This is a genomic window from Mesorhizobium sp. M1D.F.Ca.ET.043.01.1.1, assembly GCF_003952385.1.
Taxonomy (GTDB): Bacteria; Pseudomonadota; Alphaproteobacteria; order Rhizobiales; family Rhizobiaceae; genus Mesorhizobium.
The window spans coordinates 1,225,566-1,252,115 of sequence record NZ_CP034444.1 but is presented as its reverse complement, the minus strand read 5'-3'; the positions used below and the strand labels follow the sequence as shown (position 1 = coordinate 1,252,115).

Annotated in this window: 23 protein-coding genes; 16 read left to right on the top strand and 7 right to left on the bottom strand. The window is 62.4% G+C overall.

All coding sequences use genetic code 11. The features are described from left to right. Nucleotides 1-16 precede the first annotated feature (16 nt). Both EJ067_RS06410 and EJ067_RS06405 read right to left on the bottom strand, forming a co-directional pair. On the bottom strand, nt 17-406 hold the full coding sequence (locus EJ067_RS06410) for a DUF427 domain-containing protein (protein ID WP_126085195.1): 390 nt from the start codon (nt 404-406) through the stop codon (nt 17-19). Nucleotides 407-512: 106 nt separating this feature from the next. Then, a complete protein-coding gene (locus EJ067_RS06405; protein WP_126085194.1) occupies nt 513-869 on the bottom strand; it encodes a hypothetical protein in 357 nt (118 codons plus the stop codon). A gap of 193 nt (nt 870-1,062) precedes the next feature. Here EJ067_RS06405 and EJ067_RS06400 point away from each other — a divergent pair, with 193 nt between their 5' ends. Both EJ067_RS06400 and EJ067_RS06395 read left to right on the top strand, forming a co-directional pair. After that, nucleotides 1,063-2,691, top strand: coding sequence for a fatty-acid--CoA ligase (locus EJ067_RS06400; RefSeq protein ID WP_126089515.1), 1,629 nt, complete (start codon nt 1,063-1,065; stop codon nt 2,689-2,691). A gap of 179 nt (nt 2,692-2,870) precedes the next feature. After that, nucleotides 2,871-3,656 carry a DUF1499 domain-containing protein gene (locus EJ067_RS06395; RefSeq protein ID WP_126085193.1) on the top strand — a complete coding sequence of 262 codons (786 nt, stop codon included), beginning with the start codon at nt 2,871-2,873 and terminating at the stop codon, nt 3,654-3,656. 1 nt (nt 3,657) lies between these two features. Here EJ067_RS06395 and EJ067_RS06390 read toward each other — a convergent pair whose 3' ends face one another. Next, a complete protein-coding gene (locus EJ067_RS06390) occupies nt 3,658-4,566 on the bottom strand; it encodes an MBL fold metallo-hydrolase (protein WP_126085192.1) in 909 nt (302 codons plus the stop codon). A gap of 114 nt (nt 4,567-4,680) precedes the next feature. On the opposite strand from EJ067_RS06390, the gene EJ067_RS06385 reads away from it, so the two are divergent. The 5 genes from EJ067_RS06385 (at nt 4,681) to rfbD (ending at nt 8,978) form a co-directional block, all read left to right on the top strand. After that, nucleotides 4,681-5,274 carry a biotin transporter BioY gene (locus EJ067_RS06385; protein ID WP_126085191.1) on the top strand — a complete coding sequence of 198 codons (594 nt, stop codon included), beginning with the start codon at nt 4,681-4,683 and terminating at the stop codon, nt 5,272-5,274. 189 nt (nt 5,275-5,463) lie between these two features. After that, nucleotides 5,464-6,354, top strand: coding sequence for a glucose-1-phosphate thymidylyltransferase RfbA (gene rfbA, locus EJ067_RS06380; RefSeq protein WP_126085190.1), 891 nt, complete (start codon nt 5,464-5,466; stop codon nt 6,352-6,354). Next, nucleotides 6,347-6,901, top strand: coding sequence for a dTDP-4-dehydrorhamnose 3,5-epimerase (gene rfbC / locus EJ067_RS06375; RefSeq protein ID WP_126085189.1), 555 nt, complete (start codon nt 6,347-6,349; stop codon nt 6,899-6,901). Before rfbA ends, rfbC begins: the two co-directional genes overlap by 8 nt. Before the next feature lie 14 nt (nt 6,902-6,915). Next, the gene (rfbB, locus tag EJ067_RS06370; RefSeq protein ID WP_245468186.1) at nt 6,916-8,073 is read left to right on the top strand and encodes a dTDP-glucose 4,6-dehydratase; all 1,158 of its coding nucleotides are present in this window, start codon (nt 6,916-6,918) and stop codon (nt 8,071-8,073) included. Continuing rightward, entirely contained in the window at nt 8,070-8,978 is a 909-nt protein-coding gene (gene rfbD, locus EJ067_RS06365) for a dTDP-4-dehydrorhamnose reductase (RefSeq protein ID WP_126085188.1), read from the top strand. The genes rfbB and rfbD overlap by 4 nt, the downstream gene beginning before the upstream one ends. A gap of 15 nt (nt 8,979-8,993) precedes the next feature. Here the strand turns inward: rfbD and EJ067_RS06360 are convergent, their stop codons facing one another. Together EJ067_RS06360 and EJ067_RS06355 are read right to left on the bottom strand one after the other, a co-directional pair. Beyond that, nucleotides 8,994-9,737, bottom strand: coding sequence for an ABC transporter ATP-binding protein (locus tag EJ067_RS06360; protein WP_126085187.1), 744 nt, complete (start codon nt 9,735-9,737; stop codon nt 8,994-8,996). 4 nt (nt 9,738-9,741) lie between these two features. Further along, a complete protein-coding gene (locus tag EJ067_RS06355; protein WP_245468185.1) occupies nt 9,742-10,533 on the bottom strand; it encodes an ABC transporter permease in 792 nt (263 codons plus the stop codon). A gap of 414 nt (nt 10,534-10,947) precedes the next feature. Here EJ067_RS06355 and EJ067_RS06350 point away from each other — a divergent pair, with 414 nt between their 5' ends. The 9 genes from EJ067_RS06350 to EJ067_RS06310 all read left to right on the top strand — a co-directional run bounded on the left by EJ067_RS06350 (nt 10,948) and on the right by EJ067_RS06310 (nt 23,954). After that, complete coding sequence (locus tag EJ067_RS06350) at nt 10,948-15,585, top strand: glycosyltransferase (RefSeq protein WP_126085186.1); 4,638 nt, start codon at nt 10,948-10,950, stop codon at nt 15,583-15,585. Nucleotides 15,586-15,625: 40 nt separating this feature from the next. Beyond that, nucleotides 15,626-16,396: a glucose-1-phosphate cytidylyltransferase gene (gene rfbF, locus EJ067_RS06345; RefSeq protein WP_126085185.1), complete on the top strand. Its 771-nt coding sequence runs from the start codon at nt 15,626-15,628 to the stop codon at nt 16,394-16,396. Then, nucleotides 16,393-17,472 carry a CDP-glucose 4,6-dehydratase gene (gene rfbG / locus EJ067_RS06340; protein ID WP_126085184.1) on the top strand — a complete coding sequence of 360 codons (1,080 nt, stop codon included), beginning with the start codon at nt 16,393-16,395 and terminating at the stop codon, nt 17,470-17,472. The genes rfbF and rfbG overlap by 4 nt, the downstream gene beginning before the upstream one ends. After that, nucleotides 17,469-18,032: a dTDP-4-dehydrorhamnose 3,5-epimerase family protein gene (locus tag EJ067_RS06335; protein ID WP_126085183.1), complete on the top strand. Its 564-nt coding sequence runs from the start codon at nt 17,469-17,471 to the stop codon at nt 18,030-18,032. The genes rfbG and EJ067_RS06335 overlap by 4 nt, the downstream gene beginning before the upstream one ends. After that, entirely contained in the window at nt 18,029-19,255 is a 1,227-nt protein-coding gene (locus EJ067_RS06330; RefSeq protein WP_126085182.1) for a class I SAM-dependent methyltransferase, read from the top strand. The genes EJ067_RS06335 and EJ067_RS06330 overlap by 4 nt, the downstream gene beginning before the upstream one ends. Further along, entirely contained in the window at nt 19,255-20,145 is an 891-nt protein-coding gene (locus EJ067_RS06325) for an NAD(P)-dependent oxidoreductase (protein ID WP_126085181.1), read from the top strand. Before EJ067_RS06330 ends, EJ067_RS06325 begins: the two co-directional genes overlap by 1 nt. A gap of 167 nt (nt 20,146-20,312) precedes the next feature. Beyond that, nucleotides 20,313-22,334, top strand: a complete 2,022-nt coding sequence (locus EJ067_RS06320) for a nucleoside-diphosphate sugar epimerase/dehydratase (RefSeq protein WP_189510437.1) — start codon at nt 20,313-20,315, stop codon at nt 22,332-22,334. A gap of 168 nt (nt 22,335-22,502) precedes the next feature. After that, entirely contained in the window at nt 22,503-23,414 is a 912-nt protein-coding gene (locus tag EJ067_RS06315; protein WP_245468184.1) for a glycosyltransferase family 2 protein, read from the top strand. A 45-nt stretch (nt 23,415-23,459) separates the two neighbouring features. Next, on the top strand, nt 23,460-23,954 hold the full coding sequence (locus EJ067_RS06310; protein WP_126089512.1) for a sugar transferase: 495 nt from the start codon (nt 23,460-23,462) through the stop codon (nt 23,952-23,954). Here EJ067_RS06310 and EJ067_RS06305 read toward each other — a convergent pair. Together EJ067_RS06305 and EJ067_RS06300 are read right to left on the bottom strand one after the other, a co-directional pair. Continuing rightward, on the bottom strand, nt 23,942-24,883 hold the full coding sequence (locus EJ067_RS06305; protein ID WP_126085179.1) for an NAD-dependent epimerase/dehydratase family protein: 942 nt from the start codon (nt 24,881-24,883) through the stop codon (nt 23,942-23,944). The genes EJ067_RS06310 and EJ067_RS06305 overlap by 13 nt on opposite strands. Then, nucleotides 24,880-26,172, bottom strand: a complete 1,293-nt coding sequence (locus EJ067_RS06300; protein WP_126085178.1) for an O-antigen ligase family protein — start codon at nt 26,170-26,172, stop codon at nt 24,880-24,882. The genes EJ067_RS06305 and EJ067_RS06300 overlap by 4 nt, the downstream gene beginning before the upstream one ends. Nucleotides 26,173-26,550: the final 378 nt, after the last annotated feature.

The window sequence follows — 26,550 nt, the reverse complement described above, 5'->3', positions numbered from 1 at the left end:
TGTCGCCAGGCCGGGATCACTCCGGCGTGGCTTCGACCGAGACCTTGCTCGCATAGAATGCGCCGTGATCGCGGATCTCGGTCATTTCGTCGAAGGGCCGTTCATAGGCCCACATCGCGTCCTTGCCGCTTTCACCGGCCGGCAGGACGCTCCAATAGCTCGCGTCGCCCTTGTATGGGCAATGCGTCGAGTGCTCGGTCCTGGCGAGCTTGCCGAAGTCGATGTCGTCGAAGGGAATGTAGAAAACCGCAGGGTAGGGCGGTTCCGACAAGAGTCTGGCCCGGGTCGACCTGGCGACAACGACGTCACCGGCGCGAACTACCACGGCGCCGCGATATGGTTCGATCGTTATCACCTTGTCGGGATTGCGTTGAAACCCAGGGGCGGGGTTGGCGCGCTTGTCCATGCGAGGTCTCCTTGTGGGAGACTTACATGGGTCGAGCCCTGCCATGGCGCAAGGTCGCACTGCGCGCTGCGTGATCACCGTTGATTGAACGTTTGCCGCCCGACGGTCAGGCGGCGGCTTTGAAGGCGTCCATGAGTCCTGCATAGGCTGCAGCGATGCCGGCGACCGGATTGGTGCTTCTGGCCGCGGTCTCGACCTTCAGCGCGCCGCCCGTGGTCGGCAGGGTCAGCAGCAGAAACTGTCGGTTGCCGCCGTCGCCGACGCATGCGGCCGCAACATACTGGGACTCGCCTTCATTCTCGACGCACATTCTGAACAGCAGGGTTCCGCCGACGGCCTCCAGCGCGCCGCCGACGACTTCGGCAAATTCTTCGTCGGAAACGGTCTTGGAGTCCGGCGTCAGATCGTCCAGACTTTCGGCAAGCGTGCTTTCGAGGGCCTTGTCGTCGAGCTGCGCGTCCATGCGAACCTCTCCATTCGCCAATCTCACCCAGCCCGTTAATGAAACTTAACGGCGACGATGGCCGTATTGTGGCGGGTTTCACGGCTTATTCGGCCCATCCGCCACCTTGGACTTATGGCGGCTGGACAATCCGCCGGATCATTCCACAATGCGTGAAACAACGACGCAAAAGCGCGAAGGGGAGGAAACCGAGATGCTCGGACTGATGCAGGAATGGCCGCTGCTCTGCCACAGGCTGATCGATCATGCCGAACGCCAGCACGGCGGGCGCGAAATCGTAACGCGTTCGATCGAAGGCCCGATCGTGCGCACCACCTACGCCGAAATCCATCACCGTGCGCTCAAGGTCGCGCAGCGGCTGGAGCGGGACGGCTTCGGGCTCGGCGACCGCATCGCCACGCTTGCCTGGAACACGGCCCGCCACATCGAGACCTGGTACGGCATCATGGGCATCGGCGCGATTTACCACACGCTCAATCCGCGCCTCTTCCCCGAACAGATCGCCTGGATCATGAACGACGCCGGGGACAGGGCGATCTTCGTCGACCTGACCTTCCTGCCGCTGCTGGAAAAGATCGCCCACGGGGTCAGGTCGCTTGAGAAAGTGATCGTGCTGACCGACCGGGCGCATATGCCGCAAACCTCGTTGCCGAATGCCGTTGCCTACGAGGAATGGCTGGCCGACGCCGACGGCGCCGTCGCCTGGAAGACCTTCGACGAGAACACCGCGGCCGGCATGTGCTATACCTCGGGCACGACCGGCGACCCGAAAGGCGTGCTCTACAGCCATCGCTCCAACGTTCTTCACGCCATGATCGCGGCCATGCCGGACGCCATGGGCATATCGGCGCGGGACGTGATTCTTCCGGTGGTGCCGATGTTCCACGCCAACGCCTGGGGCCTCGGCCAGAGCGCGCCGATGATCGGTGCCAAGCTGGTGATGCCGGGCTGCAAGATGGACGGCGCGTCGATCTACGAGTTGCTCGATACCGAAAAGGTCACCTTCAGCGCCGCCGTGCCGACGGTGTGGATGATGCTGCTGCAATATATCGAGGAGACCGGCAAGAAATTGCCGTATCTCAACAAGGTCGTCATCGGCGGATCATCCTGTCCGCGCGCCATCACCGCGAAATTCCAGGACAAATACGAGGTTCAGGTCGTGCATGCCTGGGGCATGACCGAAATGTCGCCACTTGGCACGCTGTGCACCATGAAGCCTGAATATGAAGGGCTGACCGGCGATGCCCGGCTCGACATCCAGGGCAAGCAGGGCCATCCGCCCTTCGGCGTCGAAATGAAGGTGACCGACGACGAGGACAACGCGCTGCCCTGGGACGGAAAGACCTTCGGGCGCCTGAAAGTTCGCGGCCCGGCAATCGCGCGCGCCTATTACGGCGGCGTCGGCTCCGAGCAGTTCGACGCCGACGGCTGGTTCGACACCGGCGACGTCGCGCATGTCGACGCCAGCGGCTACATGCAGATCACCGACCGCGCCAAGGATGTCATCAAATCGGGCGGCGAGTGGATATCCACCATCGATCTCGAGAACCTTGCCGTCGGCCATCCCGACGTGGCGGAGGCGGCGGCGATAGGCGTGCCGCATTCCAAGTGGGGCGAGCGGCCGCTGCTGGTCGTCGTACGCAAGCCGGGCAAGGAACCGAGCAAGAGCGACATCCTCGCCTTCATGAGCGGCAAGGTCGCCAAATGGTGGATGCCCGACGACGTCGCCTTCGTCGGCGAAATTCCCCACACGGCGACGGGCAAGATCCAGAAGACCACCTTGCGCCAGCAATTCAGGGAGTATCGGCTGCCGACAGACTAATGCATGTCGCCCAAAACTGCGCAGCGCTTTTGGGACAACGACAGGCATCAAACAAAGATTTAAGCGCGTCGCGCGAATTCGTTTCAACGCGACGCGCTTTAAGGAAAGTTCAAACAGCAATTCCACAGAACGCCGAACTGCGCTAACTCTCGGCTCGGGCTGGGGTGATGCGGCAGACGATGGCAACAATTCCTGAACGGCAGACGTCGAGGGCGGCCGGCTGGTCGCGGCGGATCGGGGCATTCTCGCTCGTCCTGTTGCTGACCGTCCTTGCCGGCTACCGGCTCGATCTTCTCGACACTCCGCCCTTCCTGTGGGTGCTGGCGATCGTCGCGCTTCTTGCGGCGCTTGCGCTGCTGCTCTCCGGGCTTGCCCTGTCGAGGCTGTGGAATTTCGGAGACCGCGGCGGCCGCGACCTCAGCGTCGGCGCACTGCTGGCGGTACTGGTGCTTGCCCCTTTCGGCATGGCCGCCTACTGGGCCACGCTCTATCCGCCGCTGCGCGACATCTCGACCGACCTCGACGACCCGCCGGTGCTCGACACCAGCGACCGCACAAGCGACATGAACGCGCTGTCGCCGCCGACGCCCGGCGAGCAGAGCCTGCAGGCGCAGGCCTATCCGCTGGTCACCGGGCGCAGCTACAACCTGCCTTTCGAAACCGTGGTCGACGCGGTGGAAACCGTGCTCGACCGGCGGGACTGGCAACTGACCGCGCCCTATCCGGACATCAACGGCCAGAGCGAGGCGACGATCAATGCGATCGCCAGGGGTTTCGTGCTCGGGCTGCCGGCAGATGTGGCCATCCGCGTCACCGACGACGGCGATTCGGTGATCGTCGACATGCGCTCGGCCTCGCGCTACGGCCGCTATGACTTGGGCGACAACGCCGCCCGCATCACCGATTTCCTCGGCGAGCTCGACCAGGAGGTCGCCGGCCAGGTCGGCGCGGCGCCGGCCGAGTGATTTAACCGGCAGGCTTGAAAATGCCGTCGATCGCCGGGTCGCCGTCGGTGGTGACGAGGCCGCGGGCAACCAGATCTTCGAGATGGGCGAGAACCGAAAGGCCGGCTGCGCCGTGCAGCCGCGGGTCTATGTCGCGATAGATCGCCGCGACCATCTCCTTGATAGTCCGGTCGCCGCCGCGAATGCGCTCAAGGATCGCCCCTTCGCGCATCTTTCGGTGCATCTTCAGCCCGCGCATGAAGCTGCGCGGTGCGGTCACCGGCCCGCCATGGCCGGGCAGCAGTAGGCGGTCGCCGCGCTCGATCAGCCTGTCGAGCGATTTCATGTAATCGGCCATCGCGCCGTCCGGCGGCGCGACGATGGAGGTTGCCCAGGCCATCACATGGTCGGCCGAAAACAGGATGCCGGTCCCTTCGAGCGCGAAGGCCGCGTGGTTGGCGGTATGGCCAGGCGTCAGCACGGCTCGCATCGCCCAGCCGTCGCCATGGGTGAGGCTGCCGTCGGCCAGCGCAACGTCGGGCACGAAGCCCAGGTCGGCGCTGGCATCGAGCGGGTTCACCTCGCCTATGCGAAGCCGCCGCGCCGGGCGGTGCGGACCTTCGGCAAGCACGAGGGCGCCGGTGCGCTCCTTTAGCCGCGCCGCCAAGGGCGAGTGGTCACGGTGGGTATGGCTGACGAAGATGTGGCTGACCGGCCTGTCGCCGATTGTCGCGAGCAGTGTTTCCAGATGCTCGTCGTCATCCGGCCCCGGATCGATCACCGCCAGCGTGTCGCGGCCGACGAGATAGCTGTTGGTGCCGTGGAAGGTGAAGGGGCTTGGGTTTGGGGCGGTGATGCGCAGCACGTCCGGCGCGACCGTGACCGCCTGGCCATAGGCCGGATCGAAGCGTGTGTCGAATTCAAGCGTCATGCTGGGCTCCGCTGCGTTGCGGCAAAATCATTGCCGCCTTCTCCGGAAGCCAATATAGGAAAATCAAAGCCAGCAAATCAGCCACCCAAGAAATCAGCCAGAATGGGGAAGACCATGGCAACTGCAACCACGATGCGTCCGCTCGTTTCTCTCGCTCTGCCGGACCAGGGCGCGGCCCGGCTCGCGAGCCAGCTCTTTCTGGCGCTTGCCGGAACGCTGCTGCTCACCCTGTCGGCGAAGACCAAAGTGGTGCTCGGCCCCGTCGACATCTCGCTGCAGACGCTAGCCGTCCTGCTGATCGCGTCGGCCTTCGGCATGCGCCTTGCCGTCGCGACGCTCGTTCTCTACCTCGCCGAAGGCGCGATCGGCTTGCCGGTCTTCCAGGGCACGCCGGAAAAGGGCCTCGGCATCGCCTATATGCTGGACTTCACCGGCGGCTACCTCGCCGGCTTCGTGGTGATGGCGGCGATCGTCGGCTGGGCCGCCGACCGCGGCTGGGACCGCAATCCGTTCAAGCTGTTCGGCGCGATGCTCGCCGCCGAGGTCGTGATGATGGCGATGGGCTTCGCCTGGCTGGCGGCGCTGATCGGGCCGGAAAAGTCGTGGCAGTTCGGCGTCGTGCCGTTCATCGCCGGCGACCTGATCAAGGTGGCGCTCGCCGCGAGCCTGGTGCCGGCCGTCTGGGCGCTGCTGCCGAAGCGGTCGTGACCCAGGAAAAAGCAGAAAAGGGCCGGTGGGCTAAGCGCCCGCCGGCCCTTTTTTCATGGTGCGGCGGGATTTCGCTCGGGAGTAGCGTCAGGAAGAATTCGCAGCCGACAATTGACAAGCCGGTGCACGAAACCTAAGCACGGGCAACTTGGCGTCTGGGCGGGGCCTCGATAGTTCAAGGAGAGCTTGTTGAAAGGAATTATCCTTGCGGGCGGCAGCGGGACCCGTCTTTATCCCCTTACATTAGCCGTATCTAAGCAAATCCTGCCGATCTACGACAAACCGATGATCTATTACCCGCTGAGCGTGCTGATGCTCGCGGGAATTCGCCAGATTCTGATTATTTCAACTCCGCGCGACTTGCCGGTCTTCCGGGAATTGCTGGGCGACGGCTCCGAATTCGGGCTGGAGTTCTCCTATGCCGAGCAGCCGCAGCCCAATGGCCTCGCCGAGGCCTTCATCATCGGCCGCGACTTCATCGGCAAGGACAGAGTGTCGATGATCCTCGGCGACAACATCTATTTCGGCGAGGGCCTGTCGCATCTTTGCCATACCGCGGCGACGCGTGAAAACGGCGCCTCGGTGTTCGCCTACTATGTTGACGACCCGCAACGCTACGGCGTGGTCTCGTTCGACAAGGGCACCGGCAGGGCTTTGACGATCGAGGAGAAGCCGCAGAAGCCGAGGTCCAACTGGGCCGTCACAGGTCTCTATTTCTACGACAACGATGTCGTAGACATCGCCGCGGCGATCCGGCCCTCGGCACGCGGAGAGCTCGAGATCACCGCGGTCAACAATGTCTACCTCGAACGCGGGGCACTGCAGGTGCATCAGCTTGGCCGCGGCTACGCCTGGCTCGACACCGGCACGCATGACAGCCTGCATGAAGCGGCCTCCTTCGTGCGCACGATCGAGCACCGTCAGGGCATCAAGGTCGCTTGCCCGGAAGAGATCGCCCTCGAGCAGGGCTGGCTCGGTGCCGAAAAGGTTCTGGAACGCGCCTCGCGGCTGGGTAAGAATGAGTATGCCGCCTATCTGCGCAAACGGGTTGCCGATCTGACGGAGGAACGCGGTGCTTGAGGTCAGGTCGCTCGGCCTCGACGGCGTGCTGGAGATCGTGCCGAAACGGCACGGCGACGCACGCGGCTTTTTCAGCGAGACCTGGAATGCCGCACGCTTCGCCGAAGCCGGCATCGACCTCGCCTTCGTGCAGGACAACCATTCCTATTCCGCGGCCGCCGGCGTGCTGCGCGGCCTGCACTACCAGATGCCGCCGCGCGCCCAGGACAAGCTGTTGCGCGTTGTGCGGGGCGGCGTGCTCGACGTCGCGGTCGACATCCGCCGTTCCTCACCGACTTTCGGCAAATGGGTGGCGCTGGAGATATCGGCCGAGAAGGGCAACCAGATCCTGGTGCCGAAAGGCTTTGCGCACGGTTTCGTCACGCTCGTGCCGGGTACCGAGGTGCTGTACAAGGTGACCGACACCTATTCGCCCGGGCATGACCGGTCGATCCGCTTCGACGATCCCGCAATCGGTATCGAGTGGCCGGCGATCCCCGGCGGATTCCAGCTCTCGGACAGGGACCGCAAGGCGCCGCTGCTCGCCATGGCGGAGGTGTTTGCGTGAGGAGAGACGGCGGCATGAATTTCCTGGTCACCGGTGGCGCCGGCTTCATCGGCTCGGCCGTGTGCCGGCATTTGTGCGCCAACCCGGCCTACCGCGTCACCAATCTCGACAAGCTGACCTACGCCGGCAACCTCGCTTCGCTGAGGCCGATCGAGAACGCGCACAACTACCGCTTCGAGCAGGCCGACATCTGCGACGAGCGCGCGGTGCTCGAGATCTTGCGCCGCGACGAAATCGACATCGTCATGAACCTCGCCGCCGAGAGCCATGTCGACCGCTCGATCGACGGTCCCGGCGCCTTCATCGAGACCAACATCGTCGGCACCTATCGCATCCTGAACGCCGCGCTCGACTACTGGCGCGGGCTGCCCGGGGAGCGCAAGTCCGGCTTCCGTTTCCATCATGTCTCGACCGACGAGGTGTTCGGCGATCTGCCTTTCGACGGCGGCATGTTCGTCGAGGAGACGCCCTATGCACCGTCGTCGCCCTATTCGGCTTCGAAGGCGGCGTCGGACCATCTGGTGCGGGCCTGGCATGAGACCTACGGCCTGCCGGTGGTGCTTTCCAATTGCTCGAACAACTACGGCCCCTACCATTTCCCGGAAAAACTGATCCCGCTGGTCATCCTCAACGCGCTCGACGAGAAGCCGCTGCCGGTCTACGGCGCCGGCGCCAATGTGCGCGACTGGCTCTTCGTCGAAGACCATGCGCGCGCGCTCGAGCTTGTCGCCACGCAAGGGCAGCCGGGCGAGAGCTACAATGTCGGCGGCAATTCCGAACGCACCAATCTCGGCGTCGTCGAGACGATCTGCGATCTTCTCGACTTGAGGCGGCCGCGCGCAGGCGGCGCGAGCTATCGCGACCTGATCGCCTTCGTCACCGACCGCCCCGGCCACGACCGCCGCTACGCCATCGATGCCTCCAAGATCGCGCGCGATCTCGGCTGGGCGCCGCGGGAAGATTTCGACAGCGGCCTGGCAAAGACGGTCGACTGGTATCTCGACAACAGATGGTGGTGGGGGCCGATCCGCGAGCAGCGCTACAATGGCGAGCGGCTGGGCCAAGGCCCAAGTGAAAACGGTCCGATTGAAAGCGGGAAGATCGAACACAGTCCGATAGAGAGTGGCCCTATCGAGAACGGGAAGGGCGAGAGCAGCAAGGTGGCCACGTGAGGCTTGCCGTCACCGGGCGCGAAGGCCAGGTTGCCGCCAGCCTGATAGAGCGGGGCGGCAGCGATGTGGAGGTCGTCGCTATCGGCCGGCCGGTGCTCGACCTGGCGCGGCCTGATACGATCTTCGCCGCGCTCGAGGCGGCAAGGCCCGACATCGTCGTCTCGGCGGCGGCCTACACCGCTGTCGACCAGGCCGAGGACGAGAAGGACCTGGCCTTTGCGATCAATGCCGCAGGTGCCGGCAAGGTGGCCGAGGCGGCCGCGAAGCTCGGCGCGCCCGTCATCCAGCTCTCGACCGACTATGTCTTCGACGGATCCAAGGACGGCGCCTATGTCGAGACCGACAAGACCGCGCCGCTGGGCGTCTACGGCGCCTCCAAGCTCGCCGGCGAAGAAGCCGTCGCGGCCGCCAACCCGCGCCATCTCATCCTGCGCACGGCTTGGGTCTACAGCCCGTTCGGCAGGAACTTCGTCAAGACGATGCTGAGGCTGGCTAGCGACCGCGACGAGGTTTCGGTCGTCGCCGATCAATGGGGGAATCCGACATCGGCCCTCGACATCGCCGACGCGATCCTGCATGCGGCAGCGAGGCTGCGAGACGACGAGAATTTCGCCGCCTTTGGCGTCTATCACCTCGCGGGCAGCGGCGACACCAACTGGAGCGGCTTTGCACGTCACATCCTGGACGCAAGCCGGGCGTTCGGCGGGCCGCATGCGAGCGTGCGCGATGTCACGACGGCGGACTATCCGACCAAGGCGAAGCGGCCGGCCAATTCGCGGCTGTCGAGCGCGAAGTTTGCGGGCGTGTTTGGGTGGCGGGCACCGGAATGGCGGGCGGCGGCGGAGGAAGTGGTGCGCCGGCTGGTGGTTCAGTCCCGCGGATCGCGTCCATCTTCCACTGGATAGAGGGCGACGCCAGCCCTATCGACCGAAATATTCGTCCGCGATCGCTTTGGCCGGGCCGTCCATCCTCACCCGGCCATGCTCAAGCCAAATCAACCGATCGCAGTTCCCCAGCAGCAGCTCCTTCGAATGGCTGGCCAGGATCAGGATTTTGGTCGAGCTCACGATCTCGTTAAGCCGTTGTCTTGCCCGATCCTTGAAATCTTCGTCGCCCGTCGACAGCCATTCGTCCATGATTAGAATTTCTGGCCGGATGGACGTTGAAGTTGCGAAGGCCAGCCTGAGCTGCATCCCCGACGAATAGGTTCGGAAGGGCATATCGAGGAAATCTCCCAGCCCGGAGAATTCGGCAATCTCCTCATATTTCGCGCTGAGTTCCTTGGCCGTCATGCCCATCATGACAGCCCGCAATCGGATGTTTTCCCTGCCTGTGGCTTCGGGATCGATGCCGAGGCCGATGTTTATAAGCGAGACGCATTCGCCGTCGATTGCCGCGGTTCCCGAAGTCGGCGCGTAGATGCCGGAAAGCAGCCGAAGCAGAGTGGTCTTGCCGGAGCCGTTGTGGCCGACAAGGCCCACCCGCTCGCCCTCGTGGATTGCTAGGTCAATCTCGTCGAGGCCTTTGACGACCACGAGCCCGTCGAATCGTCTTTCGATTGCGCCGCCGGTCGCAACCGTTAGAACGCGGTTCTTCAACGACCGGCTGGCTGCGTTGTAGACGGGGAAGGAGACCGAGGCCCTCTCGAGGCGAATCTTAGCCATGCGTTCACAACCAGTACGGGATGCGCTTGCGATAGCGGCCGAAAAACCACAATGCGAACAGCCATCCAAGGATCGATGTCGTTATCGCGTAAAGCCAGGTGACTGAGGACGGAATCTCACCCAGCAACGGCGCGCGGATCAGCGTAATCAAATGGTAGAACGGATTCAAATCGAAGAAGTACGCCGGAAAGTTTGCCGGCAGCGTCTTCATTTGCCAGACGATTGGAGTGGCGTAGAAAATAACTTGCAGAAAATTTTGCACGACCTGCGTCATATCCCGGAAACGAGCGCAAATCGTTGCGAGAACAAGCATCATCCACAGAAGGTTTATGGAAACGACGACAAACCCCGGCAGTGCTATCAATGCCGCCCACGAGATGGGGGCCGACACAGCGATCAGAGCTATGGGAACGATAACCAGATTGTGCGCGAAAACTATGATGTTTCGCCAGAGTGATCTCATCACATGCGTGAACAGAGGCATTCGGACCTGAAGAATGATGCCTTCGGCGCTTATGAAGCTGGCGCAGCCATCGCTCAGGCAGGTTGAGATAAAACTCCAGACGATCAGGCCGCAGCCGACAAACGGAAGGAACTCCTGCATCGGCGCCCGAAAAAGGTTGCCGAAAATGAGTCCGAGCGCACCGATCATCACGCCCATATTGATGGTGAGCCAGAATGCTCCGATCCGTGAGCGGCGGTAGCGCTGGGCTACATCCTGCCACCCAAACGTCGTTGCCAGGTGGCGCTTCCGGACCGCTTCGCCGATGTCGGCGAAAGCGTCGGAAAAAGTCATAACTGTCATTTCATTGGTCAATTCGGAGAAACTCGGTGAAGCTCAAGAGACAAATCCGGAGCTGGTACGGTCCGTGATGGAACTCATGTTTGCGTTCCAAATGATGTCACCAACAACGTGCCTCTCGCTGGAATAGAGAGCCATCAATTTGATTGGGGCGATGCACAGCACGGAGCAGCGTCAGACCCAGCTTGATTTCCGGTCGACCCACCCGCGTTCGACGACTTTGAGCGCCGCCGCTACCCTCGAAGCCAGCTATTGCTTCTGGCTGGTCGGTCCTCTATCACGGCCTCGAATTCAAATGCAAGGATCATGACACGCGCGGGAGTGCGTGGACTGTTGGGGGCGTGGCGGTCGAGGCTGCCGACGTTGGCTGGGAAATCTCAACAGAGCGGTGAACCGCGAAGATGCTGAATGAAGCAAAGATCACTCAATGAGCTATTTGACGCGCATCGAGGCAAAGTTTCCGACAAGTGGGAACATTGCCTCAATATGTACGAGAGGCTCTTCCAGCCACTACGCCGCAAGCCGCTGCATCTTCTCGAAATCGGCATACAGAACGGCGGTTCGCTTGAAATTTGGGCAAAATATTTCGAGCATGCCCGGACGATAACGGGCGTCGATATCGATCGAGCGGTCGGCCAGCTGACCTTCGATGATGCGCGCGTCAAGGCGATTGTCGCCGACGCTACGGACCCCGCGTGGTGCGATACGCTTGCGCCGCCGCTCGACGTGGTGATCGACGACGGCTCGCACCAGTCCAGCGACATGATCAAGTCCTTCCTGCTGCTGTTTCCAAAGCTGGCGCCGGACGGAATCTACGTCGTGGAGGACATGCAATGCAGCTACTATCCCGAGTACCAAGGGGGGCTCTTCGCACCCGGCTCGGCGATGTCCTTCTTCAAACGCCTCGCCGATGTCATCAATCATGAACATTGGGATGTGGACCAGCGTTCACGGGAACTCCTCATTCCAATTCTCGATCGTCACGCTATCGGCGCGCGTGATCTCGACTGGCTCGATACGATCGATTCAATAGAGTTCACAAACTCCTGCGTCGTCCTGCGCAAGCGTTTGCCGGAAGACGCCCGGCTGGGCAGGCAGCGGGTTCGCGGCGAGCTCGAATCGGTTGTGCCGGGCCGGCTGCAATATGAAGGTCGGATGTATGAGCGGGCGCGCTTCACCACTCTGCCTCCCCTTACGCCAAGGGCGATCCATCCCGAGGATGCAATCGCGAATTTGGAGGCGGAGGTCGCCCGCCTCGACGAGCAGGCGCAGGGGTCCAGGGAGGACGCGCGCAGACTGGGTGAGCGGCTTTCGTCGGTGGAGAACGAGTTGTCGAGGTCGCTCGAAGCAAGCGCGGAGCTGCAGGAGGCGCTGGCAAATGCCGGGGAAACAATCAAGGCATTTGAGAGCGAGCTTGATGCGCATCGCGAAGAGGTCGCTGCGCTGCAAGCTGAACTGCACTCGTATCGGGGGGAGATCGCGTCGCTGAGGGCCTCGACCAGTTGGCGAATAACCAGGCCGCTACGGGCCATCCGGGCGATTGCGCGCAAGATTGGTCGTCCATTCGCCTCAGTTCGCCGCCTGGCACTCAAACCACCGCAAGCGATGTCGCTCCTGTTGGCGCCTCGCGAGACGGTCCGGCTTGCCAAGACCATGCGCCGCCGCGTGGGTGGATTGCGGCCCCTGCTGCGGGTGGGCTGGACGGTGCTGCGGCGTGAGGGCGTGGCAGGCCTGTCGTCCCGATTGAGCCGTGCCGCCATGCAATTGGCTGGGACCAACGCTCTTGCCGGCGGCGAGGCAAGGCTTTTTTTCCGGCGCAGCATCTGGCGCCAGATGAATGGCAACGCCTCATCCTTTCTCGGCAAGCATGTCATCCCGGATTTCCGGGAAGTACCTGATCTCGCCGATGGCCGCCTCGAGCCCGGAGAGCTGCTCTTCTCGATTCTGACGCCAGTCTTCAACACCGACGACGCTGCATTGCGGGCGATGCTCGATTCCGTGGCAGGCCAATCCTTGGGGACTTGGGAACAGATTCTGGTTGATGACGCATCCACGGATTCCCGTGTGGTGCGAACATTGCGGGAATATGCCGCCGCGGATTCGCGGTTCGCCGTGGTGGAATGCGACAGAAATCGCGGAATTTCGGAAGCGACGAACGAGGCCCTGCGGCGTGCGCGCGGCAGATATGTCGTTCTGCTGGATCACGACGATACGCTGCACCCCGACGCTTTGCTCGAGAATGCGCGTGTCATCTGCGCGTACCCCGAGGTCGATCTGATCTACAGCGACGAGGACAAGACCAACTCGGGCGGGGAGTTCTACTCGCCGTACTTCAAGCCGGACTGGTCTCCCGTGCACCTGCTGACCAGGATGTTTACGGGACATCTCTCCGTCTATCGCAAGACTCTGGTGGATGAGGTGGGCGGCTTTCGACCGGAATTCGATGGCACGCAAGATTATGATCTCGCGTTGCGGATTGCTGAAAAGACCAGGCGGATCGTTCATATACCGAAGGTATTGTACCATTGGCGCGTCGGAGCCGGGAGCACCGCCGGCAATATAGAAGCCAAGACCGGAATATTGGAGAAGCAGAAAAAGGCGCTTGAGGATTGCCTTCGGCGAAGGGGTATCGAAGGGAGCGTTCAGTCCACCGACTACCCCGGCAATTGGAGACCCGTTCCGGACTTGCCCAGTCCTGCTCCATTGGTCTCCATCGTGATCCCAACGGCCGGCCGGGAAGGCATCATTCGGGGCCGAAATACGGACATCCTCCAAAACTGCCTGCGCAGCATCGCACGCTCCACATATCCGAACCTCGAGGTGGTGGTCTCATGCAACGGGCCGCTTTCGGCCGCGGCGGAGGAGGCTCTGCGAGCGTTTCCGCGACACACGCTCGTTCGCTATGAAAGTCCTGTTTTCAATCTCGCCGACAAGATCAACAAGGCTGCACGGGCGGCGCAAGGAGAATACCTTGTTCTGTTGAACGACGACATCGAGGTCAAGACGCCGGACTGGCTGGAAAACATGATGCGTATCTGTGCGCTCGACGGCGTCGGATGCGTAGGCGCGAAGCTTCTCTTCGAGAACAATACGCTTCAGCACGCCGGCGTGGTGCTCCAGGACTCCGGCCCGTCGCATGTGATGATCGGTCGGCGCGCCGATGAGCCCGGTCCCAACATGGAAGCCTGTCTGACACGCGAAGTGATCGCCGTGACCGGAGCGTGCATGATGGTTCGGTCCGGCCTGTTTTGGAACTTGGACGGCTTCGATGAAGAGTTCCCGCTGAACTACAACGACGTGGATTTCTGTTTGCGCCTGCGCGACCTGGGACACGGCGTTGTGCAGGAACCTTCGGCCGAGCTCTACCATTTCGAGTCCCTGTCCAAGGAAGGGGTCTTCTCGACGGAACTGGATCGGCTTGTCGCCCGCTGGGGCGAAATCGACGATCCCTACTACAACGTCAATTTCGATCGCTCGAACCCATGGTTTACTCCGAGGCCGGGCTGGAATTGGCGCGATCTTCGGTCGGAGGATTATCAGGCTTGGCTCGACCGGAGGGTGGCCGCGCGCATGCCGGGCACATTCAGCCCGGATCGGACAGAGGGACTGAAGCTGTCGGTGGTCACCTCGGTCTACAACACCGAACGCCGGTTCCTGCTTGAGCTCGCGCAATGCATCAACAACCAGAGCCATCAAAGGTTGGAATGGATCTTGGTCGACAACGGATCGACCGATCCCGACACGGCCGCGACGCTTCGAGAAATCGCTTCGACGAGCGATCGTGCGACCCTTGTCCAGGTGGAAAAGAACAAGGGTATTTTGGGCGGCATGCGGGTCGGTCTCGAAAACGCGACGGGCGACTATATCCTTCCGATGGATTCCGACGACCTCGTCACCTCCGATGCCGCGGCGCTGATCTCAGCCTTTCTGATCGAGCGCGGTCTTCCGGAACTGGTCTATTCGGACGAAGACAAATGCGGCGTGTATTCCTCACGCCACAGTCCCTTCATGAAGAGGGACTGGGATCCCGTCATGTTCTATGGCTGCTGCTACGTGGCGCACTTGTGTGCGATCCGCCGCGATACGGCGCTGAAACTGAACGCATACACGGATGACAAGGCGAACGGCTGTCATGATTGGGATACTTTCCTGAGGTTCATCCGTGATGGGGCCACTCCGGTTCACATGAACGAAGTCGTCTATTCGTGGCGCACGCACCCGCAATCGACGGCATCGGCCGATCCATTCGTGAAACCGTTTACGCTGGTTTCACAAAGCCATGTGCTGACACAGCACCTGCAACTGCAACAACTCGCGGACCGCATCGAAATCGTCGAGAACGATCTGTTCGGGCACGCCGGCATGTGGCGGCTCCGGCGCAAGACCGGCGAATTGCCTGCGACGTTCGTGGTGGCAACGCACCAGAGCGGAGCCGACGGCAAGGTCGACAGCTCTGTGGGCACCGTATCCGAACTGATCGACATCGTTCGCGCAAAGTCGGGCGACCATGAATACATCGCGATCGTGGATTCCGCGCTCATGATCGAAGACGCCGAGTGGATTTCCGAGGCGATCGGGCTGTGCGAGGTCCAGGACGATATCGCGTTTGTCGGCGGCACGTTGCATTCCGACGATGCGACCATGCTTTGGACCGGCGGCTATCGTGCCTACCGCAACGGCGAGACGTGCCCGTACCATGGTCGCCCCTCCTACCATTCGGGTTATCATGGGGAGGCTTTTTTGCAGCGCAGTGTGGATACGTTCACGCCGATGTTCTGGCTGGCGCCCGCCAAGCGGCTGGAAAATCTCTGCAAAGACCTGCCGGATGGATTATCATTTGCCGAGTTGGCCGGGGCCCTTGCGGTGGACGCCGCCGAGAAAGGATATCGAACCGTCGTTTCGCCGTTTATGAAAGCGACTGTCCGGGGTTCCGTCCGTGAACCTCCCTATCGCCCCGTGGTGCAATATCCGTTCCCCGATGGCAACGCATATTATCCATTGAGGATGTCACCAACAGCAGCCTGGGAACTGGGACCAGCAAACTAGGCACCTTCGACCGATATCTTACCGATGCATGGAGCTTGTGATGAAAGCGGTGATACTCGCCGGCGGACTTGGTACCCGATTGGCGGAAGAGACGTCCATTCGCCCGAAGCCGCTTGTTGAAATCGGCGGCAGGCCGATCCTTTGGCACATCATGAAGTGCTATTCGGCGCATGGAATAAATGAGTTCGTAGTCTGCTGTGGCTACAAGGGGTATATGATCAAGGAGTATTTCGCCAATTACTTCCTTCATATGTGCGACGTGACATTTGACATTGCCAACAATCAAATGACCACGCATCAGAGCCGTGCGGAGGATTGGAAGGTCACGCTCATCGACACCGGTGATGAAACCATGACCGGAGGCCGCCTTCGCCGCGTGCGGCAATTCATAGGGGAGGAGACGTTCTGTTTCACCTATGGCGACGGCGTCGGCGACGTCGACATCACCGCAACTGTCGAGTTCCATCGTCGTCACGGCAAGCTGGCGACGCTTACCGCCGCGACGCCGCCTGGCCGGTTTGGGGCGCTCAATCTGGACGGTCACGACGTGCGGTCATTTCAGGAAAAGCCGAAGGCGGACGGTGGGGTGATCAACGCCGGTTTCTTTGTGTTGGAGCCGCAGGTCATCGACCGTATCTCCGGCGACGCCACGGTTTGGGAACGGGAACCGCTCGAGACCCTTGCTTCGGACGGCCAGCTGGCTGCCTGGCGCCACGAAGGCTTCTGGCAACCCATGGACACCTTGCGTGATCGCAATCAGCTCGAAGCCTTGTGGGCGAGCGGGAAAGCGCCGTGGCGGGTATGGCAATGACCGCAAGCGCAAAACCCAGCGCCGACTTCTGGTTCGGCAAGCGTGTCCTTGTGACGGGCCATACCGGTTTCAAGGGTGGTTGGCTTTGCATGTGGCTTTCGGGAATGGGGGCGAAGGTCACAGGCCTTTCGTTGGACCCATCCGGCGATCCGTCGCTCTACGGCGTCGCTGGTGTGAACAGGCTTCTTGAAGCAGATTTGCGCTGCGACATCCGCGACGCCGCCAAGCTGCGCGAGGCTGTTTTGTCCGCGGCGCCCGAGATCGTGCTGCATCTGGCGGCTCAACCGCTCGTGCGCCTCTCCTATGCCGATCCGCTGGCAACCTATGCAACGAACGTGATGGGCACGGCGCATCTCCTGGAGGCCGTGCGACACGCATCGTCGGTCAAGGCAGTCGTCAATGTCACGACGGACAAATGCTACGAGAACCGTGAATGGGTTTGGGCCTATCGCGAGGACGAAGCGATGGGGGGCCATGACCCGTATTCGAGCAGCAAGGGCTGTTCCGAACTCGTGACCGCAGCATATCGCCGCTCGTTCCTCGCGGCCGCGGGCGTGGGCGTGGCGTCTGCGCGCGCCGGCAACGTCATAGGCGGCGGCGACTGGTCGGCCGACAGACTGGTGCCGGACTTCCTGCGGGCCATCGACCGAAACGAAAAGCTCGTCATCCGTTCGCCGGAAGCGACGCGGCCATGGCAGCACGTGCTCGAACCGCTGTCGGGCTATCTGTTGATCGCCGAAGCGTTGTGGCGCGACGGCGTCGGCTTCGCGGAAGGCTGGAATTTCGGGCCTGACGAGGATGATGCCAAGCCGGTGCGTTGGATCGTCGAGACGCTGCAGGCTCTGCTCCCGCGGATACGCTGGGAGATTTTCGACGGCGAGCGTCCGCATGAGGCGAAAATGCTGGCTTTGTCGAGTTCAAAGGCACGCGCCAGACTGAACTGGCGGCCGCGCTGGAGGCTGCGCCGCGCGCTGGAAGAGACGGTTCGATGGCATGAGTCCTGGGCGCGCGGCGAGGACATGGCTGATTTGTGCCGCGAGCAGATCCGCGGTTATCTGGATACCCCTGTCTCATGAGCGCGCGCCTGTCGGTTGAGCAAACGCCCCTTGCCGGGCTTCTGGTGATCAGGCGCAGTGTGCTAAGCGACCACCGCGGCTACCTGGAACGCTTGTTTTGCACCACGGAACTCGCCCCGTTCCTCGATGGGCGCAAGGTCGCCCAGGTCAATCACACGCTGACAAGGAACGCCGGCGCAGCCCGCGGCATGCACTTTCAGCGCCAGCCTTTTCAAGAGACGAAGATCGTGTCTTGCCTGCGCGGAGAGGTCTTCGACGTCGCCGTTGATCTTCGAAAGGGCTCCGCCACGTTTGGCAAATGGTATGGCACTGTCTTAAGCGCCGACAATCACAGCAGCCTTTACATCCCCGAAGGCTTCGCTCATGGCTTTCAGACGCTCTGCAGTGATTGCGAGATGCTCTATTTTCACACGGCTTCCTATTCCGCGGAGGCGGAGGGCGCCGTCAACATGCTCGATCCCGCGTTCGGAATCGAATGGCCGATGGCCATCACCGAGCGTTCCACCCGAGACGCATCCCATCCTTTCATCACAAGCGCATTCGAAGGCCTGGAAATATGATTTGTAGACACTGCCGAGCGCCCGTAACGCAGAGCTTCGTTGACCTGGGCAGCGCGCCCCCTTCGAATGCATATCTGACGGCAGAGGCGATGCGCGGTCCTGAAAAATGGTTCCCGCTTCGCGTTCTCGTCTGCACCCAGTGCTGGCTGGTGCAGACGGAGGATTTTGCCAGGTTTGACGAATTGTTTGACCATGAGTACGCGTATTTTTCCAGCTTTTCGGCCTCATGGCTCAGGCATTCCAAACGCTATTGCGAGTCGATGACCGAGCGGTTCGGGCTCGATGCCGCGAGCCACGTGGTGGAAGTGGCGGCCAATGACGGCTATCTGCTGCAATATTTCAAAGCCGCCGGAATTCCGTGCCTGGGCATCGAGCCGACCGAAAGCACCGCCAGGGCAGCCCGCGAAAAGGGGATCGAGATCGTCCAGTCGTTTTTCGGCGAGGCGCTCGGCAAGAAACTGATGGCCGAGGGCCGGGGCGCCGACCTCACCGCTGCGAACAACGTGCTCGCCCATGTGCCGGACATCAATGATTTCGTGAAGGGGTTTGCAAGCATTCTGAAGCCGGACGGCGTTTCCACCTTCGAATTTCCATCCCTGCTCAATCTGCGTGATCTGGTCCAGTTCGACACGATCTACCATGAGCATTTCTCTTATCTGTCCTTGACCGCCGTGAACCGGATCTTCGATGTCAACGGTCTGTCTGTCTTCGACGTCGAAGAATTGCCGACCCACGGCGGCAGCCTGCGTGTGTTCGCGCAGAGGAAGGACACCGGATCGCGCGCGAAAAATCCCTCCGTTGCAGCGATGCTGCAACGTGAGGCATCGGCAGGCCTGTCTTCCCGTGAAGGCTACGCTGGCTTCCAGCGAAGAACCGATGAGGCGAAGAATGCGCTCGTTTCGTTTTTGCTGGCGGCGCGCAACGACGGTAAAAAGGTGGTTGCCTACGGCGCCGCCGCGAAGGGCAACACGTTCCTCAACTATGCCGGCGTCCGTCCGGATCTGATAAGCGTTGTGGTGGACCTCAATCCTGCCAAACAGGGGAAGTTCATGCCCGGAAGCCGAATTCCGATAGCGGGCGAGGAAAAGATCCGCGACGAGAAGCCGGATTATATTGTTATCCTTCCATGGAACCTGTCTGAAGAGATTGCCACCCAACTCGCATACGCGCGCGAATGGGGTGCCTCCTTTGTGACGTCCATACCCGAACTCAAGGTGTTCTGATGCGGGTCGCGGTGACGGGCGCGACCGGTTTCATTGGACGCCATGTCCTGGCCGAACTGCGCCGGCGGGGTCATGAAACGATCGTCTGCGTGCGCGATGCGTCACATCTGCCGGGTCAACTCCTGCATACGGGGACGGAAGTCCGGGAGATCGCCATAGGCGCCGGCGATGAGCCGGACTGGCCGGACCTGGGTTCGCCGGATGTGCTGATCCACCTCGCATGGGGCGGATTGCCGAACTATCATTCGCTGCACCATTTCGAGAAAGAGCTCCCCGCGCAATATTCATTCCTCGCTCGACTTGTAAAAACCGGGTTGCCTACGCTGGCTGTTGCAGGCACGTGCTTTGAGTATGGCATGCAATCCGGAGCTCTTGGCGAGGATCACATATGCTTGCCTGGCAATTGCTACGGGTTTTCCAAAAACGCCTTGCACAACCAACTGCAATTTCTCTCCAGGACGCATGGTTTCAATCTCGTCTGGGCAAGGCTGTTTTACCTGTATGGAGAGGGGCAGTCTTCCAACTCGCTTCTTTCTCAATTGCGCCAAGCGGTCATGGAAGGAAGAGAAGTCTTCGACATGTCGGGCGGGGAGCAGTTGCGCGACTATCTGCCGGTAACGGCCGTCGCGGAATTTCTTACTACACTTGCCACGCTGGGGCAGGATATTGGCGCTATCAACATCTGCTCGGGAAAACCTGTTTCGGTGCGCAGGCTGGTCGAGACCTGGATTCGTGAAAATGGCTGGAAGATAGAACTCAACCTTGGTCATTATCCCTATCCGGACTACGAGCCGCTGGCCTTCTGGGGAAAGGCCGACAAGCTTTCGGCGATCATTTCCACGGTCGGACGGCCGCCAGGTGGCGCGGCGGCGCCGCACTCCGGTCCTTAACAACCTCCCGCGCCAAAAAACCTCTGGCGGTCCCCCGAACTCCGCGCTAATGCGGTAACCGGGTGACGGGGTTGGGGATTGCAATCTGGAGTCGTGGCGGACGACGATGGTCGATCCGGCGCTATTCTGGTAGTCATGTTCCCGCGCCTGGAGTTCAGTACCACCCAATGACCGCATACGTAGAAGCCGTATCGGGAATCCGACCGAAGATGCGGCGCGCCATCATCATGATGCAGGACCTTGTCATGGTCCTGGCTTCGGTGGCGCTTAGCCTCGTCCTGTCGCAGTCGCGGCTTTCCTTCGACGCGTTCTCTTACGGCGGATTGGCCTGCTGGGTGCTCATCGTGCTCACTGCCCATCTGCTGTTTCGCTATTGCGGCCTCTACAACACTGTGTGGCGCTTTGCTTCCACGCCCGATTTCTTCAATATCCTGAAGGGCTGCGGCAGCCTGACCGTCGTCCTTTATTTGGCCTCGATTGCCTTCCGCTCCTTTTTCCAACCGGTAGCCGGGCTCAACGAGCGCCAGTTCATCGTCTTCTTCCTGGTTTCCTTCACCATCATTTCGGCGCCCAGGCTTTACTATCGCTTCCTCCGCGACGGCGCGTCCTGGCGCATCCTGCGCCGCGCTCCCGGCGACGCGCCGATCAAGCAGGCGCTGTTCATCGGCCGGCTGAGCGAGGCCGACGTGATCGTCCGCTTCACCCGCACGGCCGTGCCGGCCGAATACGCCATCGCCGGCATCATGGCGACCGAGAGCGACGCGCCGCTCGGCACCCAGATCCAGGGCGTTCCGGTCGTGGCGCTCATGCCGCGCCTGGTCGAGGTGCTGGAAGAGTATGTCAACGGCACGGAAAACCTCGACCTGCTGATCTTCGGCAAGGGGGTCGAGCGCGAGATCGAGGATTATGCCGAACTGGTGCGCGTTGCCCGCCACAGCGGCATCGCCGTCGTCCAGTTTTCCGGCCTTTCGGAACTGGGGCAGGGCGGCAAGCTGGTTCTCGATGCGGTCGAGATGGAAACCATCATGCGCCGTTCGGCGGTCGCCACCGACACGGCGCGCATCGGCGCCTTCGTCGGCGGCAAGCGCGTGCTGGTCACCGGCGGCGCCGGCTCCATCGGCCGTGTCCTGGTGAAGCGCTCGTTGGAGCTCGGCGCCGAGGCGGTGCTGGTGGCCGATAATTCCGAATTCGGCATTTTCCAGCTCGATCAGCTGATCGAGGAAAGACACCGCGACCGGCTTGCCAGCCGCATCGTCGACGTCACTGACCGGCCTCACATGATGCGCCTCGTCAGCGAGTTCAAACCCTCGATCATCTTTCACGCCGCGGCGCTGAAGCACGTGCCGCTGCTGGAAGAGAACTGGGAAGCGGCGATCGAGACGAATGTCTTCGGCACGCTCGCCTGCGCAGAGGTCGCGGCCGAATGCGGGGTGCCGCAGTTCCTTTTGATTTCCAGCGACAAGGCCGTCGATCCCACCTCGGTTCTCGGCGTCACAAAGCGGGCGGCCGAGCAGATCGTATCCTCGCTGCATGAAACCCATGCCGCGCCGCCGCCCTCCCATGCCGGCGGGCTGAACGGCCACCATGGCGGCGTCCCAGGCACCAAATTCATCGCCGTGCGCTTCGGCAATGTCTTCGGCTCCAACGGCTCGGTGGCGACCATCTTCCAGGCGCAGATCGAGGCCGGCGGGCCGGTCACCATCACCGACCGGCGCATGACGCGCTATTTCATGACGGTGGCCGAGGCCGTCGATCTCGTCATCATGTCGGCCGCCGATGCCGAGCAGCGCCAGGGCAGGGACGACTACGCCATCTATATGCTCGACATGGGCAAGCCGGTGCCGATCCTCGAAGTCGCCGAGACCATGATCCGCATGGCCGGCAAGAGCCCCTATACCGACATTCCGATCCGCTTCACCGGCATCAGGCCCGGCGAGAAGCTGCACGAGACACTGCATGGCGAGGGCGAAGAGGTCGTCAAGCTCGACATCGCCAAGATCTTCGGCCTCAGGACCGACGTCGCGCAATGGCCGAGGATCGAAGCCGCGCTGCCGGCGCTGGTGGCCGCCATGCATGACCAGGACAAGGCCGCGGCGCTTGCGATCCTGGCCGGGCTCTACCGGGCGGAGGACGACATTGGCGGCGCGCCCGAGCGGGCGGTGCCGAAAACGGCCGGACAGGTCGGCTAAGCATGTCTCCCGAAAGTGGAAACCGGTTTCGGGACAAAGACATGCGTAAAATCAAAAACTTGAAGCCCACTATGCGCTTTAGGCCTGTGCCGCCCGCCAGCAATTGGCTATTGAAGCTAGTTCGAATGCCCAGCGAGTTTTGAGGCCGTGACAGGAAGAGATCAGCGCGTGGCCGTTCTCATGGGCACGAGGAACGGCGCGGCATTCATCGACGAGCAATTGGGATCCTTGCTCGCGCAATCCTGGCCTCATGTTGATCTCTGGGTCTCTGACGACGGCTCGACGGACGCCACGCCCGCAATCGTCGAGGCGTGGCGGTCCCGCTGGAGCAAGGGTTCCCTTACGCTGGTGCAGGGCCCGCAAAAGGGCTTCGCCGCCAACTTCCGCTCGATGGTCATCGATCCGCGCATCGATGCCGATTACTATGCCTTTTGCGACCAGGACGATGTCTGGGAGCCGGACCGGCTGGAGAGCGCCATTCGCTGGATGGAGGGAGAGGATATGGCAACGCCGCTCCTGTTCTGCTCGCGCACGGCGACCATTTCCGAGACCGGCGTCCCGGCCGGCCATTCGCCGCTGTTCCGCCGCCCGCCGTCCTTCCGCAACGCGCTGGTGCAGAGCATCGCCGGCGGCAACACCATGCTCTTCAACCGCGCGGCGCGCGACCTTCTGGCGAAGGCTTCGGCGAGAACCGAATTCGTCAGCCATGACTGGTGGGCCTATCTCATCGTCACCGCCGCCGGCGGCAAGGTCCGCTACGAGCCGCGGCCGCTGGTCAGGTACCGGCAGCATGCGGCAAACCTTGTCGGCGCCAACGTCTCGTGGAGCGCGAGGCTTTCAAGGCTCGGGCGTCTGTTCCAGGGCCAGTTCGCCACTTGGACGGACATCAATCTCAGGGGCTTAGCGGTCAACCGCGACCTCGTCACACGCGATGCGGCACTTTGCCTTCGCCTGTTCATCATGGCGCGCAAGGGCAGCGCTTTCAGGCGCTTCAGCCTGCTCGGCAAAAGCGGTGTCTACCGGCAGACCCTGATGGGGACGCTCGGGCTCTATCTCGCCTTTCTCTGGCAGCGAATCTGAGCCGTGACGGCAAAACGCGCTTTCGACCTGATTATCGCGGCCGTGATGCTGGCGCTGACGTCGCCGATCGTGCTGGTCGCCATGCTGGCGATCAGGGCGACATCGCCCGGACCGGCCGTTTTTTCGCAGCCGCGCGTCGGGCGGGATGGCGCTGTCTTTGCCTGCCGCAAGCTGCGCACGATGCATCGGGACACCCCCGCCCTGCCCACCCACGAGGCGCCTGCCGGCTCGGTCACCGCGGTCGGCAAGGTACTGCGCGCGACCAAGATCGACGAACTGCCGCAACTCTGGAACGTGCTCGAGGGCGAGATGAGCCTTGTCGGCCCCCGTCCATGCCTGCCGACACAGACGGAGCTGATCGGATACCGGCAGCGGCTGGGCGTGCTGGCGGCGCTTCCGGGCATGACCGGGCTGGCGCAAATCAAGGGTATCGACATGTCCGACCCCAAACTCTGCGCCGAGACCGATGCCGCCTATCTGAAGGCCGCTTCGATCGGCTTCGACCTCAAGATATTGCTGGGGACACTCTACCGGGCCTGACCGGCCTTCTGTCGCGCCAGTTCCTCGAGCCGGCCGAGCGTATCGGCCTCGGGCATCCAGCCCTCTGAAATCAGCGGTGACGGGTCACAAATCTGTGTCGCCATCCAGGCTTCGTACGATGCTTGTCTGCCAAGCAGCATGGCCACCCGCCGGAACGGCCAGGCCGGCACGGCAAGAAACCGGGCTGGAAGGCCGTATCCGCGCCGGAACGCCGTGATGACCTCGGACATCGCAACTGGGGAAGCATCGGCCAAGACATAGGTCGGGCGCGGCGGCGTGGGGCGGGTCAAAAGATGCGCCACGGCGCCGGCCACCGCGTCCTGCGACAGCAGCGAGCGAACTCCCGTGAGAAGGCCTGCCGGCAGCGGCAAGGCGGTGGCGGCGACCCGCATCAGCTCGCGCAGGTTTCCCTTCATGCCTTCCCCATAAACCGGCGGCAGGCGCAGCGCCGTCGCTCCAGCCCGACCCGCCGAGGCATAGGCTTCGAGCATCCTGACCTCGCCTTCCCCCTTGGAGCGGCCATAAGCGCATTGCGGGTCAGGGGGCGTTGTTTCGCTGATCGTGCCGCTGAAGCGGGGACCGGCGACGGCGCGGATCGAGGAGAGGTAGACAAAACGCCCGCCGGCACAGGCTGCTGCCGCCTTGGCCAGCCGCCCGGTCAGCGTTACGTTGACGGCCTGGTAGTCGGCGTCGCTGGCACGACGGTCGTTGTTGAGCGCCCCGCAGTGAACGACATGCGTCACATCGCGCATCAGCGCCAGGAAGGCTTCGTCGGCGGCATCGACGCCGGGCAGCCGGACGGCATCGTCCGCGGCCGGCAGCCTTTCCGGCTGGCGCGAGGCGACCCGCACGTCAAATCCGCCCTCCTGCAGCCTGCCGACGACCCGCCGCCCGATGAAACCAGTCGCGCCGGTAACCAGAACCTTCATGATTCCCGGCCGGCGGTTGACGGGATGGCAACCGCGCCCTTGCCGGTCGCCGGCACCGTTCGTCCGCAGGCCAGATAGGTTCCGGAAACCAGGAACACCATCAGTGTCGAATCGAGAAGGTCCTGGCCGACCACGATGCCGGTCAGCCCGCCGACGAGATAGGTGATGACGGTGACAATGATCATTGTCGCACCAAACCGCTCCACCGGATCGGCGCTGAGGCGCAGCACCCTTGCCGCGTCCCGGGCCGCGACGATGAAGATCGCCGCCAGCGCCAGCGCCCCCAGCAAACCGGCCTGCACCGCCGCGGTCAGAAAGCCGTTGTGATAATGGTTGTAACCTGCGTCCATGCCGAATTGATCGTGAAAACCCTGTTTCATCAGCGCCCGGCCGCCCGAGATGCCATGGCCGAAAATCGGCATCTCGCGAAACGCGCCGACTCCGATCTCCCACATCGCCACGCGCAGGCCGAGCGCCGTCGAGTGGTCGCCCTTGCTGGTGAGCGCGTTCCAGTCGCTGAACAGGAAATCGATGCGATCCATGATGACGGGGAAGCCGATGGCCGCGATCACCAGGCAGGCCGCGCCCGCGATCAGCGCCACGCGCATCAGATTGGCGCTGGCGAACCTGCGGCGATTGATCACGACGACGGCGATGGCGGCGATCGGCAGGGCAAGCCAGATGATGCGCGAGCCCGAAAGAAGGATGGCGATCGTTCCCGCGAGCACCGCGGTGGCCGGCAGCTTCCAGCCCTTCACGATTCCCGAGAGCGCGCCCGCAAGGCACGTCATGACGCCAAGGCACGTGACGGTCGCGAACACGATCGCATTTCCGGCGCCGCCCTCGGCCCTGGTGCCGATCCAGCTGTACTGGACGATGGCGAGCGCCAGCGCGCCGCAGCAGGCCGCGGCGCTTGCGAGCACGGCGACGCGCGCAAGGCTGACCTTGTCCGTGATGCTCCAGGTCGAATAGGAGATCGGGAAGAACAGCAAGGTGATCAGCGGCAGGAAATATTTCAGATCCGCCCCGAGCGCACCGTTGACGGCCGAAGCAAGCACCAGGGCCGCGCAATAGGCACAGATCGCCGCCGTCACGGCGAGCATGGCCCGGTCGATGTTGAGCTGCCGCCGCCCGAAGGCGAGCAGAAACACCGACCAGAGTGCGCCGCCATTGAAGACGAAGCTCACCACCGACCCCAGTACAGGCGGCGAAAAGAAGCAGACGATCGAGAAATAGATGTTGATCTGTGTCGGCGTGAAGTGGCGCCGGAACGATGTAAACGGGTTCAATGCTTTGCTTCGCAATCTTCCAGGTTGTGCGCAGACCCGCCGGGCTTCGAACAACTGCCCCGACCGATCCCGTTCTACCGCGCCTCGCCCCGTTCCCGCGCCGGTATAGCGGCTGGCTCCGGTCTCCGATAGGGCGACCGACGGATGTCTGCCAAAAATCGGCGGTCTGGACGAAAGCTCCTGGAAGTCAATCTAGCCGATCGAAGCAAACAGGTTGTTCGGCCCCTTTCAATTGCTCAGCTTGTCTGGGAGAATTTTCCGACTTATCAGGCTCACTTGGAAAATTCATTCCCAAACCGCTATGCCCGGCGCGGGTCTTGCATTGTTATGGGCGATGGCGATCTGCTAGAACGCCCGCGAGAAGTGTCCAGGGCTTGA